The 20669-nt window shown below is 53.7% G+C and carries 19 protein-coding genes and 2 pseudogenes; 14 read left to right on the top strand and 7 right to left on the bottom strand.

Going from position 1 to position 20669, the window contains the following annotated elements; genetic code table 11:
• Positions 1–33: 33 nt before the first annotated feature.
• The 4 genes from ruvA (at position 34) to IPN69_15630 (ending at position 2886) form a co-directional block, all read left to right on the top strand.
• On the top strand, positions 34–645 hold the full coding sequence (gene ruvA, locus IPN69_15645; protein MBK8812143.1) for a Holliday junction branch migration protein RuvA: 612 nt from the start codon (positions 34–36) through the stop codon (positions 643–645).
• Between the two features lie 85 nt (positions 646–730).
• The gene (locus tag IPN69_15640) at positions 731–1516 is read left to right on the top strand and encodes an alpha/beta fold hydrolase (protein ID MBK8812142.1); all 786 of its coding nucleotides are present in this window, start codon (positions 731–733) and stop codon (positions 1514–1516) included.
• 6 nt (positions 1517–1522) lie between these two features.
• Positions 1523–2566 carry a Holliday junction branch migration DNA helicase RuvB gene (gene ruvB, locus IPN69_15635; GenBank protein MBK8812141.1) on the top strand — a complete coding sequence of 348 codons (1044 nt, stop codon included), beginning with the start codon at positions 1523–1525 and terminating at the stop codon, positions 2564–2566.
• A gap of 131 nt (positions 2567–2697) precedes the next feature.
• Positions 2698–2886, top strand: a complete 189-nt coding sequence (locus IPN69_15630; GenBank protein ID MBK8812140.1) for a hypothetical protein — start codon at positions 2698–2700, stop codon at positions 2884–2886.
• Positions 2887–3389: 503 nt separating this feature from the next.
• Here IPN69_15630 and IPN69_15625 read toward each other — a convergent pair.
• The 3 genes from IPN69_15625 to IPN69_15615 form a co-directional block, all read right to left on the bottom strand.
• Positions 3390–4151 (bottom strand): carboxypeptidase regulatory-like domain-containing protein, encoded by a 762-nt coding sequence (locus IPN69_15625; GenBank protein ID MBK8812139.1) that lies wholly within the window; start codon positions 4149–4151, stop codon positions 3390–3392.
• Between the two features lie 654 nt (positions 4152–4805).
• A complete protein-coding gene (gene acs / locus IPN69_15620; protein ID MBK8812138.1) occupies positions 4806–6761 on the bottom strand; it encodes an acetate--CoA ligase in 1956 nt (651 codons plus the stop codon).
• 134 nt (positions 6762–6895) lie between these two features.
• Positions 6896–8446, bottom strand: a complete 1551-nt coding sequence (locus IPN69_15615) for an MHS family MFS transporter (protein MBK8812137.1) — start codon at positions 8444–8446, stop codon at positions 6896–6898.
• A 33-nt stretch (positions 8447–8479) separates the two neighbouring features.
• Between IPN69_15615 and IPN69_15610 the strand changes: the two genes are divergently transcribed.
• From IPN69_15610 to IPN69_15600, 3 genes and pseudogenes are all read left to right on the top strand, one after another.
• Positions 8480–8677: a hypothetical protein gene (locus IPN69_15610; GenBank protein MBK8812136.1), complete on the top strand. Its 198-nt coding sequence runs from the start codon at positions 8480–8482 to the stop codon at positions 8675–8677.
• Positions 8678–8830: 153 nt separating this feature from the next.
• Positions 8831–9258, top strand: a pseudogene (locus tag IPN69_15605) (transposase).
• Positions 9255–10037 (top strand): annotated as a pseudogene (locus IPN69_15600) (IS3 family transposase). Before IPN69_15605 ends, IPN69_15600 begins: the two co-directional pseudogenes overlap by 4 nt.
• 273 nt (positions 10038–10310) lie before the next feature.
• On the opposite strand, the gene IPN69_15595 reads toward IPN69_15600, so the two are convergent.
• Entirely contained in the window at positions 10311–10790 is a 480-nt protein-coding gene (locus IPN69_15595; protein ID MBK8812135.1) for a transcriptional regulator, read from the bottom strand.
• A gap of 278 nt (positions 10791–11068) precedes the next feature.
• Between IPN69_15595 and IPN69_15590 the strand changes: the two genes are divergently transcribed.
• The 5 genes from IPN69_15590 to IPN69_15570 all read left to right on the top strand — a co-directional run bounded on the left by IPN69_15590 (position 11069) and on the right by IPN69_15570 (position 15360).
• Positions 11069–11452, top strand: a complete 384-nt coding sequence (locus IPN69_15590; GenBank protein ID MBK8812134.1) for a hypothetical protein — start codon at positions 11069–11071, stop codon at positions 11450–11452.
• Between the two features lie 121 nt (positions 11453–11573).
• Positions 11574–12212 carry a hypothetical protein gene (locus IPN69_15585; GenBank protein MBK8812133.1) on the top strand — a complete coding sequence of 213 codons (639 nt, stop codon included), beginning with the start codon at positions 11574–11576 and terminating at the stop codon, positions 12210–12212.
• A 148-nt stretch (positions 12213–12360) separates the two neighbouring features.
• Complete coding sequence (locus IPN69_15580) at positions 12361–12930, top strand: GNAT family N-acetyltransferase (GenBank protein MBK8812132.1); 570 nt, start codon at positions 12361–12363, stop codon at positions 12928–12930.
• 134 nt (positions 12931–13064) lie between these two features.
• Positions 13065–14471: a wax ester/triacylglycerol synthase family O-acyltransferase gene (locus IPN69_15575; GenBank protein ID MBK8812131.1), complete on the top strand. Its 1407-nt coding sequence runs from the start codon at positions 13065–13067 to the stop codon at positions 14469–14471.
• 118 nt (positions 14472–14589) lie between these two features.
• On the top strand, positions 14590–15360 hold the full coding sequence (locus IPN69_15570) for an alpha/beta fold hydrolase (protein ID MBK8812130.1): 771 nt from the start codon (positions 14590–14592) through the stop codon (positions 15358–15360).
• Positions 15361–15465: 105 nt separating this feature from the next.
• On the opposite strand, the gene IPN69_15565 is transcribed toward IPN69_15570, so the two are convergent.
• Together IPN69_15565 and serA are read right to left on the bottom strand one after the other, a co-directional pair.
• On the bottom strand, positions 15466–16425 hold the full coding sequence (locus tag IPN69_15565; GenBank protein ID MBK8812129.1) for a TIGR01777 family protein: 960 nt from the start codon (positions 16423–16425) through the stop codon (positions 15466–15468).
• 153 nt (positions 16426–16578) lie between these two features.
• A complete protein-coding gene (gene serA / locus IPN69_15560) occupies positions 16579–17814 on the bottom strand; it encodes a phosphoglycerate dehydrogenase (GenBank protein ID MBK8812128.1) in 1236 nt (411 codons plus the stop codon).
• A 243-nt stretch (positions 17815–18057) separates the two neighbouring features.
• Between serA and IPN69_15555 the strand changes: the two genes are divergently transcribed.
• Both IPN69_15555 and IPN69_15550 read left to right on the top strand, forming a co-directional pair.
• On the top strand, positions 18058–18633 hold the full coding sequence (locus tag IPN69_15555) for a type VI secretion system tube protein Hcp (GenBank protein ID MBK8812127.1): 576 nt from the start codon (positions 18058–18060) through the stop codon (positions 18631–18633).
• A 94-nt stretch (positions 18634–18727) separates the two neighbouring features.
• On the top strand, positions 18728–18982 hold the full coding sequence (locus IPN69_15550) for a hypothetical protein (protein MBK8812126.1): 255 nt from the start codon (positions 18728–18730) through the stop codon (positions 18980–18982).
• Between the two features lie 32 nt (positions 18983–19014).
• Here the strand turns inward: IPN69_15550 and IPN69_15545 are convergent, their stop codons facing one another.
• Positions 19015–20613, bottom strand: coding sequence for a hypothetical protein (locus IPN69_15545; GenBank protein MBK8812125.1), 1599 nt, complete (start codon positions 20611–20613; stop codon positions 19015–19017).
• Between the last annotated feature and the right edge of the window lie 56 nt (positions 20614–20669).

Below are 20669 nucleotides of genomic sequence, written 5' to 3'. Positions count from 1 at the left end.
CCACTTGCTCTATAGTGTTTCAAGGATGAAACAATGATCGCTTATCTTGCGGGCAAATTGTTGGAAAAGGAAGCGAATACGGTGATCGTCGATGTCGGCGGCGTCGGGTACGAGGTAGTAATTCCGCTTTCGACGTTTTACGAACTCGGCGATGTCGGCACTGATGTTTCGCTTCGCATCTACACGCACGTCCGCGAAGACGCGCTGCAGCTTTTCGGTTTCAAAAGCATTCGTGAGCGCGAACTTTTCTTGAATCTGATCGGCGTTTCGGGCATCGGCCCGAAAATGGCGATCACGGCGTTGTCGGGAATGAGCGCTGACGAGATTATCGCCGCGATCCGGACGAACAATCTTGTCCGCCTCAATTCGATCCCCGGGGTCGGAAAGAAAACCGCCGAGCGGATCGTCATCGAATTGCGTGACAAGGTCGCGAAATTGTCGGCCGCCGGCAGCGACGAAGCGAGGGCCGATGACACGGCCGGGCTTTCGGGCGATTCGATCTACGACGATTCTATCTCGGCGCTCGTGAATCTCGGCTACCAGCGCGCGGCGGCCGAAAAGGCACTGAAACAGGCGATGCAGGAAGGCACCGATATCAGCGTCCAGAAACTGTTGCGGCGCAGCCTTCAGATCCTGGCGAAGTGACGTCGTACGAGTCACGCGTTCACGCGTGGTCAACTTGTTGTTTCCGAAACTTGGTCCAGATACCAGTTTGACCGGCCTGAATTCGATGAAGCTTGAGATAATCAACCGCAAGCCTGATATCCAACGTTTCGACGCCCCATTGTTGTTCGTTCACGGAACCGGTCACTCGGCTTGGTGCTGGGACGAGAATTTTCTTCCTTACTTCGCTACAAACGGTTTCGATTCGTACGCGCTGAGCTTGCGCGGACACGGCACGAGCGAAGGCGCCGAGAATCTGAAATGGACATCGATCGCCGACTACGTGAACGACGTCGCACAGGTTGCGTCCGCGTTCGAGTCTCCGCCGGTCATCGTCGGGCATTCGATGGGCGGGTTGGTGGTTCAAAAGTATCTTGAACTTCATAGCGCGCCGGCCGCCGTGCTTGTCGCGCCGTCGCCGTCGGAAGGGATGTTTCGTTCGGCGATGTTTCTTCCGCTGAAGCACCCGCTCCTGTTTTGGAAGATCGGCCTCAAACAGGACTACTCGATAATGTTCTCGACCGTCGAGCGTGCAAAACGGTTTCTCTTTTCCGATGACGCCGACGAAGAACGCATTGCCGGGTACGTCGGGCGATTCGGAAAAGAGTCGTACCGAGCGAATCTTGAAATGATCTATAATTTGCCGGACACGCGAAAGATCACGGCGCCGATGCTTGTGGTTGGGGCCGAAAACGACGCCCTGGTTGCGGTCCGCGCGGTCGAAAAAACGGCCCGCGCTTACAATGCGGACTGCAAGATATTTACGGAGATGGCCCACGATATGATGCTTGAGCAACGTTGGCGTGAGGTTGCCGACTTTGTTATCGAATGGCTTGGGAAGACAATTCGTTGATTTGAAATGACCGAAGAACTCGAAAACTTAAGCACCCGCGACCCGAATGCGCTCGACGACGAGGCGCAGATCGAATTGTCGCTTCGGCCGACGAAGCTCGCCGAATACATCGGCCAGCGCAAGGTCAAAGATAATCTGCGCGTATTTATGAAGGCCGCCCTGACGCGGCGCGAGTCGCTCGATCACGTTCTTCTGACAGGCCCTCCGGGCGTCGGAAAAACGACCTTGAGCGCGATCATCTCAAATGAAATGGGCTCGCAGCTGCGCTCGACGGCCGGCCCGATCATCGAAAAAGCGGGTGACCTCGCGGCGCTTCTGACGAACCTTGAAGAGGGCGACGTTCTGTTCATCGACGAAATCCATCGTCTGAATCCGGCGATCGAGGAAGTTCTCTATCCGGCGATGGAGGATTACAACCTCGACCTGATGATCGGCCAGGGCACCGCCGCGCGTTCGATCAAACTCGATCTGCCGAAATTCACGCTGGTCGGCGCGACGACGCGGCCCGGATTGATCACGGCGCCTCTCCGCGGCCGTTTCGGGATCATCTTTCATCTCGATTTTTATTCGATCCCGGATCTGCACACGATCGTCGATCGTTCGGCGAGGATTCTGGGCGTCGAAATCGATCACGCGGGCGGCAACGAGATCGCCCGGCGCTCCCGCGGCACGCCGCGCATCGCCAATCGACTGCTTCGACGCGTGCGGGATTACGCGGAAGTGGACTACGACGGGCGGATCACGGAAGAGGTCGCGAAAGACGCGCTCAACCGGATGGAGGTCGACACCTACGGACTCGACGAGATCGACCGCAAATTGTTGATGACGATCATCGAAAAATTCGACGGTGGCCCGGTAGGCCTGAGCACTCTCTCGGCGTCGATCCACGAAGAAAAAGACTCGATCGAAGAGATCATCGAGCCTTATCTGATCCAAACGGGTTTCCTCAACCGAACCCCGCGCGGCCGCACCGTAACGCGCCTCGCATACGAGCATTTCGGATTGGATTCGCTGCTCAAAGCGAGCCTCGCACCGTCGCTGTTTGACTGAGACCCTTCCAGGAACCGCAATGGAAATCTCCGATAGTTGCGAGTCAATAAGTGACGGTGCGCGCCTTAATTATGATCTGTCATTTATTATCTGTCCGTTGTCGCGAAATGGACGGTCTCAGGCGCACTTGAATGCCATTGGAAGGTTACCATCCTACGAAACTCAGTTGGAGGCGCATCATTTCATCGCTTATCATTATTCCGTTTTTGGCGAAATACGCGTTTTGGATCGAGAATGCCGGACACAACGATTTGACCGCAAACGGCGGCGATGCGTATCTTCAGGCCATCCAGGACTTCGCGGCGAAATTGTCCGACTGATCCGGGCGACCTTTGCGTCCGTTCCAGAAAATGTCCCGGCCTCGGGGGTTCAACAAGATCCGTAATCACAAATCCCAAACCCAGAATCGAACCAGCCAAAGCGGCCCGTTTGCCACGTCGTCTTGCTGTTCACGGTCCGAGCGGTTGCGGAAAATCTTCAGTAATACGCGCAGGCTTAATTCCGAAAATGGCGAGCAACCCAATTTTCTTTTACCCTTCGCGGCCTCATCAAAATGGTAACCACAATCGGCGCCGCCCCCTGCTGAAAAAATAATTGCTCGCCCTGCTGTTATGGCCCTTATAAACCTTCTCTACAATCATATTCACCCCATCCACCTGCGGATTCCCGTTAGAAGTAAACGAATCGGCACGAACGATCATCACCACATCCGATGATGCAAACTCCGAGCCCACAGTCGGGGCCGGCAGGCACGAACAGGCGTAGGAAACGCTATGGGCGAAGAGCAGGAAGGAGATTGCGAATACTAGCTTTTGGAACATAATCATTTCTTTCCGCAATTTTTGAAAGGCATCCGCAATTCCCATCCGGTTATATCTCGATCGGCGATGATCGAAGCGGTCGCACGCTTGGTTAGAAACCTCGGCCTTCTCGTCAAAGTCGCCTTATCCGTAAAGGACGGATCACATTCCTTAACCCGGCAGCAGGCCAAAAAATACGTCGGGCTAATCCAGACCCCGGCCCCTTTGATGGCCCGCAGGCTGAAACGGCCTTCGGCATCGATTTGCAAGTCGCCCCCATCGCTCCGCATCTCACCCGGAGGCCTGCTTCCATAATTAAGGATTCCACCGCCTATCTTTTCGCCGTCTGCATAAAGTGCGCGCCCCGAAACAGTAACAACCTCGAAGATTTCACTCAAGCGGATATCTATATTATTGATCTCCACACCGGGTCCGAGTTTCAGCGATTTGCCGGGGATGCGAGCATCTGTCCCGGTGTAGTAATGTCGAAAATAGGGCTCATCCGGGCTGAGGTAGCCACCCTCGTTAACGATCACGACATAATCGCCCGGCAATTCAGTGGCCAGCTCATAGCGTCCATCTTCACCGGTGCTTACCCAAACCGGGCGTTTTCTTATAACCTCATCGAGATCGGTATTGACCAGGGCTATCCGCGCCCCTTTTACCCCAGCGCCGTCCGGCCCGTAAACCCACCCCCGCACCCGAGCAGGTTCCAACGGGAAGGCATAGAAAACTGCGTTAGCGAAGATAGTTATAACGAAACCAAGAAAAAGTTTTCGAACCATGGCTTCATTTTACATCACCTGTAAAGGCCTTTTGATACCCGAAGAAAAGCAGCGGGAACACCTCGAAATAAATCGAAGGATCTCAGAAATCGATGCCGCCATCGAAATATTCAAGGAGGATATAATTGGCCTCGCAAAAAATCCAGAGTTTGCTGGAATGAAACGCTCTCAATACTTCGACTATATCGAAGAGAGACTGAATATCCTCTCCGAAAGGACAAGATCAAGGGGTAAACTCAATTTGCTCGATCTCAATAATCATCGATAAAAACTGGATACTCAAAGAAATTCGCAGCCTCGAAATAGACCGGCTTAGAGAGATTTTTGAGTTTTTTGAAAAAGAGTTTGGAAATAGCGGACATAATCAACTGAAAGCCGTAAAAGAGAACTTTTCCCAAAACGTAACAATCGGCGAAGATGCCGTAGGTAACACAGTTATTACAGGAAAGAATAATCATATAACTATTATCCAGACGTCTAACACCTTTGATGTTGTTCGCGGCATAACAAATAAGACCTCCGCTCAACCGCAAATTGCAACGAATCCCTATCTTGGCCTGGCGTCTTTTTCCGAAAAAGACTCGAAATAATTCTTTGGACGGGAACAATTAATCGATGAAATCTGGCAAGAATTTGATCGGATGCATCAAAGTCTCACTCTTCGTCTTCCCTTAATTTCTCCAAAACGGAAAAATCCTCGAGCGTCGTAACATCGCCCGCAATCGCGCTGCCGGCGGCGATCTCGCGTAGGAGCCGGCGCATGATCTTGCCAGAACGCGTCTTCGGGAGCATATCCGTGAAACGGATGTCATCCGGTTTTGCCAGAGCGCCGATCTCCTTTGTTACGTGATCGCGCAGTTCCTGTTTGAGTTCGTCCGTTCCGGTTCGGCCGCCTTCGAGCGTCACAAATGCCGCGATCGCCTGTCCTTTGAGTTCGTCCGGCCGCCCGACGACCGCCGCCTCGGCGACGGTTTCGTGCGAGACGAGCGCGGACTCGATTTCCGCCGTGCCCAATCGATGGCCGGAAACGTTGATGACGTCGTCGACGCGTCCCATTATCCAGTAGTAACCGTGCTCGTCGCGCCGCGCGCCGTCGCCGGCGAAATAATTGCCGGGAATTTCGGACCAATAAGCCTGCTTGTAACGCTCGTCGTCGCCCCAGATCGTGCGGAGCATCGACGGCCACGGATGTTTGATGACGAGATAGCCGCCTTCACCGGCGGCCACCGGTTTTCCCGATTTTGTCACGACATCGACGCTGATCCCGGGCAAAGGCCGCGTCGCCGTTCCGGGAACCGTCGGCGTTGCGCCCGGCAAGGGCGAGATCATAATTCCGCCGGTTTCCGTCTGCCACCAAGTGTCGACGATCGGGCAGCGGCCTTTGCCGATGATCTCGTGATACCACATCCAAGCCTCGGGATTTATCGGCTCGCCGACCGTCCCGAGCAGACGCAGACTGTCGAGGTTGTGTTTGAAGGGATGCTGTTCGCCCCATTTTATGAAAGCGCGGATCGCGGTCGGAGCAGTATAGAAGATGGTGACCTTGTGGCGGTCGATGAGATGCCAGAATCGATCCTGTTCCGGATGATTCGGTGCGCCCTCGTACATAAAAACCGTTGCGCCGTTGGCGAGGGGACCGTATACGACGTAAGTGTGTCCCGTGATCCAGCCGATATCGGCCGTACACCAGTAAACGTCTTCGTCCTTGAGATCGAATACGAGTTTCGTCGAATAGACCGCGTGCGTCAGATAGCCGCCGGTCGTATGCAGAATACCCTTCGGTTTGCCCGTCGTTCCGGACGTGTAAAGGATAAAGAGCGGATGTTCGCTGTCAAGGCTCGCCGGTTCCAGTTCATCGTCGGCGATCTGCATCATCTCGTGCCACCAGTGATCGCGCCCGGGGCGCATTTTAATCTCCGAGCCGGTGCGTTTGTAAACGACGACGCTCCGGACCGACGGCGTATGCTCGACGGCTTCGTCGACGGCGTCCTTGAGCCGGACCTCGGTTCCGCGTCGGAAGGCGCCGTCGGCGGTAACGATCATCTTGCACCCGCAGTCGTTGACGCGGTCGCGGATCGCTTCGGCCGAGAATCCGCCGAAGATGACCGTGTGCGTCGCTCCGATCCGGGCGCAGGCAAGCATCGCGATCGCGAGTTCCGGCACGAGCGGCATATAAAGCGCGACGCGGTCGCCTTTCACGATTCCGAGTTTCTTGAGGACGTTCGCGAATTTGCAGACCTGCCGATATAGTTGCAGATAAGTCAGCGTGCGGATCTCGCCCGGTTCGCCTTCCCAAATGATCGCGGCCTTGTTCTTGCGCCACGATTTGAGATGGCGGTCGATGCAGTTGTATGAAAGGTTGAGTTTTCCGCCGACGAACCACTTCGCGTGCGGCTCTTCCCATTCGAGAACGGTATCCCACTTTTCAAACCAGTCGAGATTTTCGGCCTGATTCGCCCAAAATCCTTCGGGATCCGCTTCGGCCTCGGCGTAAAGCCTTTCGTATTCCTCGAACGACTTGAGATGCGCGTTCACTGAAAACTCCGGCGGCGGCGGAAAAACCCGCGATTCAACCAGTACCGATTTGATGTTGTTTCCTTGATCAGACATATGCGTATTTTAGCATTTGCGATTTTCGATTTGCGATTTGCGATCGCTTGTTTTCCCGAGAAAAACCCGAAACTCCGCGAATGGCTTGGTGTGCAAACGGACGGACAACCCCACAAATCCAAAATCCAAAATCGTCAGGCCGGTCCTTCGATATCCGGCACGAGTTCGGGATGTCCCTCGACTTCGGGATGCTCCGGCAGCCCGTGTTCACGGCGATCCTCGAGTTCGTCCCAGATCTTGACGTTTTGGGTGTCGGGCAGCAAAAACGACCCGACAACGAAAGTGATTCCGGCGATGATCATCGGATACCAAAGCCCCGCGAGAATGTTCCCCGTTTGAGCGCACAGTATCAGGCCGATCGTTGGCAGCAATCCGCCGAAAACGCCGTTGCCGATATGGTAGGGCAGAGACAAAGACGTGTAGCGGACCTTCGCCGGAAACGCTTCGACAAGATACGCCGCGATCGGCGCGTAAACCATCGTGACCCAGATCATCTGAACGAACACCAGCAAGACCAGCATCCCCGAGTTGGCGTTCGGCGCGGAAGTTACCGGCACGGTCAGTTTCTGTCCGGCGGCGTCGATCGTATGCGTGACCGGCGCGAGTTTCGGTTCTTTGGTGATCGGGTCGGCGGTCGATTCGATCGCCGAAACGTTGTTGCCGGCGAAATGCACCATCCCCTGATAGATCGGATAGTAACTCAGAACCGCGAGGAGGCAGCCCGCCATCATTATCTTTTTGCGCCCGATCCGGTCCGAAAGCCACCCGAAGAAAATGAACAAAGGGATCGCCAGAACGATCGCGGCGGCAATGATGTAACTTGCCTGGACGCGCTCGATCTTGAGGATCGTCTGCATATAGAACAACGCGTAAAACTGCCCGGTGTACCAAACGACACCCTGGCCGGCCGTCGCGCCGAAGAGCGAAATAAGGACGCGTTTCAGGTTGGCGCGGTTCGTGAACGCATCGACGAGCGGTTTCGACGACGCCATTCCGGATGACTTTATGTGTTGAAAGATGGGCGATTCTTTCATACGCATCCGGATGAACAGCGACATTCCGACAAGAACGATCGAGATCAGAAACGGAATGCGCCACCCTGCCGTGAACGAGTCTGCACCGAATGCGTCCTTCGTCATCCAGGTTTGCAGCCCGATAACCACGACAAGCGATATCAGAAGGCCGAACGACGCCGTTATCTGTATGAAACTGGTGTAAAATCCGCGAGACCTGTCCGGCACATGTTCGGCGACGTAAACGGCCGCGCCGCCGTACTCGCCGCCGAGCGCGAGTCCCTGCATCACCCGGATGACGATCAAAGCGATCGGCGCCGCGATTCCGATCTGGCTATAGGTGGGCAGAAATCCGATCGCCGCCGTCGCGCCGCCCATCAGGAGCAGGGTCACGATAAAGGCGTATTTGCGCCCGACGACGTCGCCGATTCGGCCAAAGAACAGCGCACCGAACGGCCGCACCACAAATCCGACCGCAAACGTCATCAGCCACATAATGTAGGCGAGATTCTCGTTCCCCGGAGGATAAAAAAGCGGCGCGATGATCGTCGTCAGACTGCCGAAAATATAGAAGTCGTACCATTCGATGACCGTCCCGGCCGATGATGCGCCGATGACCTGCCAGATCTTGTAGTCCTTTTTAGCGTGTTCAATTTCAGCGATTGTGGACATAAGGTATTTGCGATTTTTGATTTGCGATTTGCGATTTTGGGGGTTTCAGGATTCCAGGATTTCAGGATTCCAGGATTCCAGGATTCCAGGATTCCAGGATTTCAAGATTCCAGGAATTCCAGGATTCCAGAATTCCAGGATTTCAAGATTCCAGAATTCCAGGAATTCCAGGATTCCAGGATTCCAGAATTCCAGGCCTGGAATCCCTGGAATCCCTGGAATCCGATGTAATCGCTGGAATCCCTTGAATCAGATGAAATCCCTGGAATCCCTGGAATCCCTGGAATCCTGGAATCCTGGAATCCCTGGAATCCCCAAATTGTCCTTGCCTGAAATAGGTTGACCGTTTTTTGAGTTTAATTTCAACTCAAGGAGCGAACAACTATGGCAAATTTAAGTGAATATGAAAAGCTGACGGTCAAGGAACGACGCAACAGGACTTTCAGTGAAGAGTTCAGGCGAAAGAAAGTGGGTGAGATCGAGCGTTGCGTCACGTCGGTCAGTGAGGTGAGCCGCGAATATCAGGTTTCCCGGTCTGCAATATATGCATGGATGCGTCAGTATTCACGTATGAGAAAAAACAGGAGCGGCTTGTGCTGGAGAGTCTGAGCGACACGAGAAAGATCAAGGCGTTGAAGGAAAAGGTGAAAGAGCTGGAGCAGGCTGTCGGGCAGAAGCAGATACAGATCGATTTCTTTGACAAGATGATCGATCTGGCGGAGGAAGAGTACGGCATTGATATTAAAAAAAAATGTACTTCAAAGCCCTCCGGTGGTTCTGGTCGAACCGGGAAAGGCACGGGCACAAAATGAATCAGCTGTATCGGGCAATGGGTATCAGCAAGCAGGCGTTTCACCAGCATACGGAACGTCATCTCAGGATGTTGGAAGAGCAGGAGCAGCTTCTGCCGGTGATCGCCGAGATACGGCGCGATCATCCGCAAATGTCGTCGCGCGTCATGTACGGGATGATAAGGCCGATGCAGTTTGGCAGAGACCGGTTCGAGCAGTTTTGCTTTTCGCACGGGTTCAAGATCGAGCGGAAAAGGGCATATCACCGCACGACGGATTCGCGCGGGGTGACGCGATTTGACAATTTGATTGCCGGATTCGAGTTGACGGGTGTAAACCAGGTTTGGGTCAGCGACATAACCTACTACAGAATAGGCGAAAGGTTCTATTACCTGACCTTCATTATGGACCTCTTCTCAAGACGGATCGTGGGCTATGCGGTCTCGGACAACCTGATGACCGAACACACCACGCTGCCGGCAATACGGATGGCGATCGCGGGTCGCCGGCCCGCACCTGGTCTGATATTTCATTCGGACGGCGGCGGCCAGTATTACTGCAAGGAATTCGTGAAACTGACCCAAGCCTGTAATATGAAAAACAGCATGGGCACGAGTGTCTATGAGAATCCGAATGCCGAACGCGTAAACGGAACTATTAAAAACAGTTACGTCAGATTCTACGGGCCGGAGAATTTATCCCAGCTAAGGCAGATGACTGAAAAGGCGGTCAATATGTACAACAATTACAAGCCGCATACGGCATTGAACTCCTTAAGCCCCGATGCATTCGAAAGGCAGCAGGAACGAGTTTTCTTAGGCATGGAGGGTTCAAAAGTAATTGAAGAAAAGCCGGACAATAAATGCCCGGCTCCGCGACAAACTACTTCGTCACCCGGAGGTCTATCCCTGGTGAGTTGCTCTCCAGCATTGCTCACTTCCGTTTCGATCTCCGAAACGAAGGTATCCGATATTTTGACGAAAAAGCAAACAAATGTTTTCTAGCAAACTCAAAAAACGGTCAACACTATTCAGGCATTGACAAATCGCAAATCGAAATTCGCAAATCGCAAATCACTCGTCTTCTTCCTTCTTCTTTCCGGTAAGGATCTCACGCATCACTTCGGCGCCGGGGATCAGTTTCTCCCACATCTGCGGCGCGGCGCTCGCCATTTCGAGCATCGACCGGAAACGATTGTCGAATTCTTCTTTTGTCTTGAGATAAGCGTTGAAACTCGCAGCAAGGTGATTCTTGAAGAAATCCTGCACGGAATCCTCGCGCGAACGGAGGATCTGAAACAGAAACTCGGTCGGAAGAATCGTCTTTTTGTTCTTTTCCTCTTCGAGTATGACCTGTATCAATACTGCCTTCGTCACGTCCTCTTTCGTGGTCGAATCGACGACTTTCAAATCGCGACCGTCCCTGACGAGTTCCGCAAGTTCGTCATAGCTGATGTAGCCTTTGGTTTCCGTGTTGTAGAGTCGCCGGTTGCCGTGACGTTTGATCACGAGTTGTGCGTCGGCGGTTTCATCGGCTTTTTTCTTGCGCGGCATAGTTCGGGAAGATTACCACAGTTTTTCGGCCGAATTAACCGTCGAGAAGCCGAAACACATCGGTCCAACCACCAAAAGGCGCCTGGCATTCCTGCAAATATGTGTTTTGCGATATGGCTAACATCTCATATTCATAGATGTTTACCCCGTGTTTGATGTATTTGTCTCGCAGATGCGAGATTTTTGCTTGACATTCGTTTCGGCTTCGACTATCTTGTAATTGGCAAACGGAAGTTGCCCGGTATCAAACGGAATTATTTAGTGAGGAGATCAAGACAATGACGAAGAAAGCTACAAATCAGATTCAGGAAGGAATCAACACGGCGATGGAACTTTCGCAGAAATCGGCGAACACGATGCTCAAGGGCGCGGTTCAAACGGTTGAAGTTACCGAGCATTACGTGCAGGGACTTTACAAAGTCGGTTACGACACAAACGTTGAAGCGTTGAAGGTTGCGAAGAACTACTGGGATGCGATGACCGAACTTCGCCACGACTGGCTGAAGCTTTTCTCGGAAACCGGTGAGAAGGCGATCACGGCCGTTGGCAACATCGAAGTTCCCTTCCAGAAGCAGGCGACCGATTTCATCGGCAATATGGTCGAAAGCGCCCAAAAGACCATCGACAACATTGCCGCTCCGGTGAAGTCGGCAGCCAAATAAAATCTTTACAGCGCAAAGTCTGCGGTTGCCTTCAACCGCAGACTTTTCTATATTTGTAGAGCCAAAGGGATTTTGACCGAAACCGGGGCCGTCCGGCCCGTTTTTTATTTAAGGAGCAGCAATGTCAGAAGCAAAAAAGAGCGCACGCAAGACGTCGGCACGCAAGACGGCCGATGCGCATTCCGAAGCGCCGAAAGCGGCCGCGGCGTCGGAACTCCCGACCGATTGGGCACGAACGATCGTCAACCAACTGGTCGAAGCGCAGAAGATGTGGCTTGAGATCGTCACTCAGCAAAACGCCTTGGTTTTCAAGACAGTTTCGGAAGTTATGGGGATGACCGAAAACGCGCCTTCCGAAGCGCTCGCCGGCTGGGCAAAGCAGGCCGTCGAGGGTTTTGTTGCCGCGCAGAAACAGTGGTCCGAGATCGCGATCCAGCAGGGCGAACAGATTATGAAGGCTGTCAGTTCGGGCGGCAATCTCGCAGATGCGAATATGCTCGGAACGATCCAGGAAACTGCCGGTTCGGGAATGCAGACGCTCGTGAAGATGCGTATGGCCTGGCTCGATTTTGCCGCGCAGCAGAACGCGCAAATGATGAAGGCGATGAAAGACGGATTGAATCTCGACGATTCTTCGCCCGCCACCGCGCTTGCCGATTTCGCGCAGGCGACGATGGCAAGTTATGTCGAAATCCAAAAACGCTGGCTCGATATGGCGATCCAAATGCCGCTTTTTAGCGGTTTTTCGAAGGAGAAATGATCGTTGATCGTTGATCGACAAAAGCGGTTTTCGAAAGAGATATGTGATGTCGAACCGGCTCAGTAAATCAGAAGCCTAAAGGTCGAAGTTTCAAGGCTCGAGTTCGAAAATCAATCGCAAATTGCAAATCGAAGTTCGCAAATAGAATATGCCAAAACATTCCGCATCGAAACGAAAGTATCCGTGGACGACGAAGATCGACGGTTCGACCGTCACTTTGCGTTTGATGACCGCCGCTGACCGTGACGCGATGCTCGACTTCGGCCGCAGCCTTCCGGAATCGGACCTGCTGTTTCTCGCCGTCGACATCACGCAGGAAGAGGCCGTCGACGACTGGGTCCGCCGTATCCAGAACGGCCATTTGCAAACGATCCTTGTCGAGATGAACGGCAGACTCGTCGGCCACGCAAGCCTCCTGCACGAGGAGCAGGTTTGGACCCGGCATCTCGGCGGCATCATTTTGCTGCTTTCGCCGGAAGTTCGCGGCAAAGGCCTCGGGAACATTCTTGCAGGCGAGATCTTTGCCCGGGCGGGCGAGTTGAAACTGAGGAAAGTAATGGCGCGGATGGCCGCTTCGCAAAAAGGCGCGATCCAGGTTTTTGAGAAACTCGGTTTCAAGATCGAAGCATTGCTTGCCGATTGCGTCATCGACCGTAACGACCGGACGCACGACCTGATCATAATGTCGTATGATGTGACTGGACTGACGGAAGAATGATTTGGGAATTGGGAATTCTGATTTCGGATTTCGTGCGGACATGCCCGCCCGATTAATCCAACTGGCGCGACAAATCCGCAATCCCAAATCACAAATCCAAAATCGAAATGCCTGTACCTGAGCAAAACCGCCGAATGAGTTCGCTTGACGCGGCTTTCCTTTATCTTGAACGAAAGGAATGCCCGATGCATATTGCGTCGACTAGCCTTTTCGATGGGGACCTCGGTTATGAAGAACTCGTCAAACACATCGGCGATCGCATTCACGCGATACCGCGTTACCTTCAAATGGTCGTACCCGACCCGTTCAACCTCGGTCATCCGACTTGGGAATACGACGAGAATTTCGACATCCGCAACCATATTTTTGAGGTCAACGCCGGATCATCGGTCTCTCGAGACGAACTGATCGAAATCGCGGGAAGGATTCTCAGCGTCGTGATGGACCGAAAGAAGCCACTTTGGGAGCTTTATCTCGTTCATAACGTCCAAGGCGCTGGATCGGCGATGATCGCCAAGGTCCATCATTGTATGGTCGACGGCATTTCGGGCGTCGATCTGATCAAGGTCATTTTCGATATCGCGCCCGAAGGGTCGCCGCCGCCGCCGATACCGGAGGCGCGGCCGGTCGTTCCGAAACCTGATCCGACGCGCGTTTTTCTCGATTCCCTGCTCGGTGCAATGCAGGAAGGAATGAACCGATTTACAGAGATGCAGGCCGGGCTTTTGCATCTGACGCAGTCGATGCTGAATCCGCAAGGACTGGAGAAACTGCCGAGTCTGTCGGCCGCGCTTCCGGCGGCCGTAACTCCGCCGCCGATCTTGCCGTTCAATGGCAAATGCTCGGGTGAGCGGCGTCTCGCGTGGAGCGAATTCTCGTTTTCGGCCGCGCGCGCGATTCGCGGAGTTCTCGGCGGAACGGTCAATGACGTCGTCTTGACGGTCCTGAGCGAGTCGGTCGCGCGTTACGTCAAAGACCACGGACAGTCGCCGGCCGGCCGGGTCGTGCGGTTTATGGTCCCCGTCAGTCTCCGCCAAAAGGATCAACGCGGTGCGCTTGGAAATCTGATCTCGTTCGTCCCGATCGAGATCCCGCTCGACATCGACGATCTCAAGGCGCGGTTCGATGAGGTGAACCGCAAAACCGGTTTGATGAAAGAAGCACATCTAGCCGAGGGCTTCGGCGTGGTCGGCGCGATGTACTCGCTTCTTCCGGCGCCGATTCAGTCGATACTCGGCGCGGTCGCGGATCTTCCGTTCCCGCCGTTCAATATGGTCGCGACGAACGTACCGGGCCCCCAAATCCCCCTTTACCTGGCCGGTCGCAAGCTCATCGCGCAGTATCCGTATGTACCGATCGGCTACGGCCTCGGACTCGGCTGCGCGATATTCAGTTACAACCAAGTTCTTTATTTCGGACTCTCATCTGATGCGCAGGCGATGCCTGACGTCGAGAAGTTCAAGGAAATCCTCGACGAGGTATTCGAGGATTTGAAAAACTACGCTGCGGCTATGGAAATGAAGGCTGCGACGGCGACTTGAGCTTGGATTTGTGATTTGTGATTTCGGATTCTGATAGAATGAAATTGAGGGGAGCGATCAGCTCGATTTGGAATTTGCGGCAAACCGAATTCACAAATCCCCGATCCCCGATTGACTGATGGACATTTTAGACGGCGAACTTGAGGTAATTACCGGATTCGACAAGGAAATGCGGTCGCATGCATTGCCGATCTGGTTCGAGTCGTTGGTCGGCGTCGATTGGATGCTGCTCCATATGTCGCCGGTCTATTTCGGTTGGGGGGTTCCGAAAGGCGACGGGTCGGCCGTCATTGTTGTTCCGGGCTTTCTCGGCGCTGACGTCTATCTTTACGAACTTTATCTTTGGCTCTCCCGGATCGGGTACAAACCTTACCTGTCGAACATCGGCTGGAATGCCGAATGCCTTAATACCCTCAGCGATCGGCTGATCGAGACAATTGAACGCGCACACGAAGAAACTGGCCGCAAGGTTCACGTCATCGGACACAGTCTCGGAGGCGTGCTCTCGCGGTCGGCCGCGACGCAGCATCCGGAAATGGTCGAATCCGTGATCACTCTCGGCTCGCCGTTCCGCGGTGTCAGTTCCCACCCGCATGTCATTAAGCTCGCCGAAACGATCAGACTTCGAATCTTCCGAAAAGGTGACAAGAGCGATTATCCGCAATGCTACACGGGGCACTGTCACTGCGCCGCCGTTACCGCGCTGCATCGTTTTTTCCCGAAGAATATCAGTCAAACGGCGATCTACACCAAATCCGACGGCATTGTCGATTGGCAGAAATGCCGCTCGCGTTTCGCGTCCAACAACTTCGAAGTCACAGGTACGCACATCGGCCTCGTCTTTAATTTCCAGGTTTACAAACTGATCGGCGAAAGACTGGCGGCGTGATTTCGATTTGCGATTTGCGATTTGTGATTTGTGATTTGCGATTTGCGATTTGTGATTTGTGATTTGCGATTGGAGCGCGTCCGTCCGTCACACTAACGTCATCGCTTACCTCTTGGATCGCGCTCTGGAACGTTCGCACAGATCCCGACACGCATCGCGCCAATCGGCGAATTCAAATTCGAATCCGGCATCGAGCAATCTGCGCGGAACGACGCGGCGGCTTTTGAGGATCAGCTCGGTCTCGGTGCGCATAAAGATCGCGCCGATCTCGAGCATCAGCTTCGACGCGGGAAGCCCGATCTTCGTTCCGCACGAATCCCTGAAAATCCGCATAAACTCCCTGTTCGGCAAAGGGTTGGGTGACGCGATATTGACTGGGCCCGAAATTGAATCGTGTCCGATCAGGAACTTCAACGCACCGACGAAATCACGCTCGTGAATCCAAGAAATGAATTGGCGACCATTGCCGGCGGTTCCGCCGAGACCTTTGCGGACAAGGTCCAGCATTACATCGAAAATGCCGCCCCGATCGGGGGACATCGTCACCGCGGATCGCATCAGCACGAGCCGCGTATTCGGAACTTCGAACGAGTTTGCGGCGGCTTCCCAGGCGCGCGCGACGTCGATGCTGAAGTTCCACGTATCGGGTGCGTCGGGCTCCGATCCGCCGATCGATCCCGTCAGATCGTCATTCGCTGCGTCGAACCGATGCGCATAAATAGTCGCCGTCGACGCTTGAAGCCAAACCCTTGGCGGATTCTTTGAATTGACGATTGCCGCGCCGACAGCCCTTGTCGAATCGACCCGCGAATCCATAATCTCTCTTCGATTTTCGGCATTGTATCGACAATTAACGATGCGGCCTGCAAGATTGACGACAACGTCCGCACCGTCGATCTCGCGGACCCATTCGCCTTGCGTCTTCGCGTCCCATTGAACGACGCGTCCGCCGTTTGCGTCCGACGAGCCGCGGGAGAGTACGACAACCTCGTGCCCGTCCGCCGTAAAGGCGCGTGTAATTATTCTTCCGACTTGACCCGATCCGCCCGGAATTACGATCTTCATTCGTCAAATCCGTTTAAGAAACGGCCTCCAGGCAGGAAATGAGCAATTGTTGTGCCGAGGTTGACCTTACGCTTACAAAGGCGGTACCGTCCCGTGATCACCGCCTTGGCGTGCCCGCTAATCGCAAATCGCAAATCGAAATTCGCAAATCGCCTAAAACACGATCCTCGCGCGCAGGGTTCCTTTGACTCCTTTCAGGACCTCGAGCGCCTCCTTCGAAAGCTCCTGATCGACGTCGAGGATGACGTATCCGACCTCGTCGTTCGTTTTCAGATACTGCCCGAGGATGTTGATTCCCTTCTCCGAAAGCCGCGAGTTGATCTCGGACAACACGCCCGGGATGTTTTGGTGGATATGCAGGATGCGGTGCGTTTTGTCCTGCAATGGCAAACTCACGGGCGGGACCGTATGCGAGCCTTCGGACGCGCCGAACTCGATGTATTTGATCAGCTTCGAAGAAACGTCGAATCCGATATTCGCCTGCGCTTCTTCAGTCGATCCGCCGATGTGCGGCGTGAGGATTACGTTCGGAAGATTCTGCAAAACGCTTTCGAACGCGTCGCCGTTCTTTTCCGGCTCGTGCGGAAAAACATCGATCGCCGCGCCCGAGATCTTTCCGTTTTCGATGTACCGGCGGAGCGCGTCGAGATCGACGACGTCACCGCGCGAGTAATTGAGGAGGATCGATCCCTTTCGCATCAATTTCAGCGTGTCGTCGTTGATCAGATTCCGCGTCGTCCTGTCCGAGGGAACGTGCAGCGTGACGATCTCCGAGATCTCCAGAAGTTCTTTTAATTCACGAAGTTGGCGGGCATTGCCGTGGGGCAGCTTGGTAACGACGTCGTAGTAGAAAACGTGCATCCCGAGCGACTCCGCGAGCACCGAAACCTGCGAGCCGATGTTCCCGTATCCGATGATCCCGAGCGTCTTGCCGCGTAGTTCGTAACAGCCTTTCGCGTCCTTTTGCCAAACGCCCCGGTGCGCCGCGATGTTCTTGTCGGAAACTTTGCGAATAAGCATCACCGAGAGGCCGACGACGAGTTCAGCGACCGAACGCGTGTTGGCATGCGGCGCGTTGAAGACCGCGATTCCGCGGCTCATTGCCGATTTGATATCGACCTGATTTGTCCCGATGCAGAAACATCCGACTGCGAGGAGTTTGTCGGCCGCTTCGAGAACCCGTTTCGTGACGTGGGTCTTCGAGCGGATGCCGAGAATATGGACGCCCTTGATCGCCTCGACAAGTTCGTCCTCGCCGAGCGCGCCTTTGTGCCGGGCGATATCGACATAGCCGCTGAGACGAAGTTCGTCGGCGGCGGCGTCAGAGATGTTTTCGAGCAGGAGGACCTTGACCTTGCTGCGCGGATAGGATGTCGGTTCGGCTTTCATTTTTTAGCACAATTATAAACCTTTCGAAAGTAAACCCGAAGCGTGGCCGCAAGATGCACAAACTCCCTGACTTTCGCGACTGATAACCCTGAACAACTTCCAATCGAAAATCATCACAAGTAAACCAGGAGTCGGTGCGGGCCTCACGGTATGGAACGTCCCTTACCCGCTGTTTCTGCAATTTGACTCCCAATTCTGGAGGAACAGGTCAAGTTTTGACGCTTCCAAGTGCTCTATTGCCTTGTGGAATTTGAGTACAAGCCCGACTTCTGTCGAATCAGTTATGAGCCAAAAAGAAGATGTTCTACTGTCAACAGTCTTGAAATCAAATTCCTTTACTTCCACCGCGGAGATGCGTATAGTCACGGGAATCCAACTTTTCTCGGAGGCGATGAATCCATGGCGATTTATTTGAAATTTGAAGGGATCGAAGGTACCGGGACGGGCAAATATAAAGGCTGGATTGAGCTCCAGTCCTGCCAAATCGCTCCGGAAAGGGGCACATCAAATGCTTTGGCGACCATTACATGTACAAAATTCAACGATAGTTCGAGCCCCGGTATTTTTTCCGAAGCAGCTGGGGGTTCTGAAAAGAAAGCGACCATCGTTTTTGTCAAGGGTACTGAGGCTCCCTTTTTGAGTGTTGAACTGGAGAAAGCATACATTTCGGCGATAAACGTTGGCAGGCTCCATGAGAAAACCATGGAAACGTTTTGGTTGAGTTTTGACAAAGTATCATACACGACCTCGCCAACAGCCGCCTCAAAGGACCCGAAGGATGCTAAGGACAAAGCGATGTGGAATTTCTTTGCTAAATGACGTCAACCTGTGCGATCGGGCGCTCTCCGCGGATCAATTGATTGTCTGCAAACATATTTTCGATTTGAGCGTTTTGACGATAAGATTTTACTCGATGTCGAATTTCGCATGGATGATTTTTCTGGTCGTGATCCTGACGCTCCTCGGATCGGGAACCCTATTTTTTATAACGGTCAAGTATTACTGGGGCGAGCGCGGAACACCGCCGCCTACCGGCGAAGAGCGGAAACGGTTGCACGAGGAAGAACTTCAATTGCGCGCGAAACAGATCGAACACGCGAGGAAAAACAAATGGGAAACCAGGAGCGAGAATTTCTTTGACAACACGAAGGGATCGACACGGCGATGAGGCTTGCGAGCTTAAACTGCATCAGGGTCAGTTTAATACTCGTCCTTATCAAACTTCTCAATGATCCTTCGCAAGGATTGTCGAACCTTACCGTCTGCAACAATGCCGGATCGTTCAAACTCGGTTCCGATATTGCACATCTCGATCAGAAGATAATCGTCGCCCCCGCGCTCGTACATCTCATCATCCAACGACAACACTTCGGAGAAAACCTCGTTGGCCTTGGCCGGAAGTCCGATCTGTGCGTATTGTCGGGCGATAATCGCATATACGTCGTACCTGTTCGAATCAAAAATCTGCCGCCGACCGGTTCTGACGAGCGAGTGCGCATCGTCGAGCAGCTTTCGGAGCTCCGCATTCGGTTTTCGGCCGCGACTGACGGCGACGAACTCTGTTAAGGCAAGCGCCTTGAGATACGGCTTCGAAAGTCCTCGGATAATCTCGAGGACGCGTTTGTCACGACGCATATCGATGTAGCGGACGGCGATCCGAGCCCGATACTGCGCCTGCCGCCATTTCCCGGAGGTCCAAAGCCGGCCGCTTTCGGCCTCGCTGGTATCGATCCTGGAAGTCGCTGCGAAAGCGAGTTCCAGGAGTTCCGACGCACGGGCATGATCGCCAATCTTTATGCGTCGATCGGCAAGCATCATTAGCTCGGACTGCTGAAGATGGTCGTTGCCGGTGAGTTTTGCCGCAATCGCTTCAGAACGGTCGAGATCATTCATTCCCAAATACAGTTCGAACAACTGGTCGAGCTCGAATGTGTCGTCGTAAACTGTCGGGTCTTTTGTCGATTCGATTATCCTTCGGAACTCTTCGAACCTCGATTTCTCGTTTCTTCGAAGCGCAATCGAAGCAAGGACGTAAGTCCGACCCACATCAGCGTCCTCTCCGGCCTTTTTGATCAACTCATCAACGCGAGTCCAATCGCCCGCGAGCGCAAACACCTCGACGGCCTCTTCGACGATCCGTGCATATTCGAATTCAAGGCGTTCCTTTGACCAATCGACCTCGGTCAGCGCGAGCTCGGCAAAGCGTTTCGCATCGTCGATCTTTCCGATACGCGCCGCGCGAACCGCATATTTTGATCTGTCCCGAGGATACTTGGAATCGGTCACGGACTTTTCGTACCGTTTAAGCAGAGCATACGCGCTGTCGGGTTTGCCGAGTTTGAGGTATTCGTCGATGGCGGGAATTGCGTCGTCGATGTCGGGTTCGAGACTTTCGAGGAAATTGAGCGCTTCCCGATCGCGTCCGAGTCTGATCAAAACCGGGACCAATTTCTCCGGAAAGTCATCTTCGCCTGCGCGTTTGATAAGGTACGACACGAACTTGCCCGCTTCATCAGCACGACTGAGGACGAGCATCTCTTCTACAACCGCAAGCAACTCGTCTCGATACGATCCCGGCTTCAACAATTGCGCGGCCGGTTCGACTTCGGAAAACCGTCCGGACCGCGCCATAGATCTGGCGAGGCAAGCTTTTTCGTCTCCGTTTGAGTCCGCTTCCTTTTGCGAAAGAATGTGGAAAACCGCATCCAACGGGCTCGAGTCAGGCAATCGCCGCGCAACTTGCGCATCAATTGCCACGACTGTCAGCCCAACCAGGAAGAGACAATTTAGAAGTTTCATCTCAACAAATTGGAACCACCGATACGCAAAAAAGTTGCCCCGGTCGAGTTTGACGT

The organism is Acidobacteriota bacterium (genome assembly GCA_016715115.1).
In the GTDB taxonomy this organism is placed as follows: Bacteria; Acidobacteriota; Blastocatellia; order Pyrinomonadales; family Pyrinomonadaceae; genus JAFDVJ01.
The sequence above is the reverse complement of the archived record's forward strand: the minus strand, read 5'-3'. Positions and strand labels throughout refer to the sequence as shown.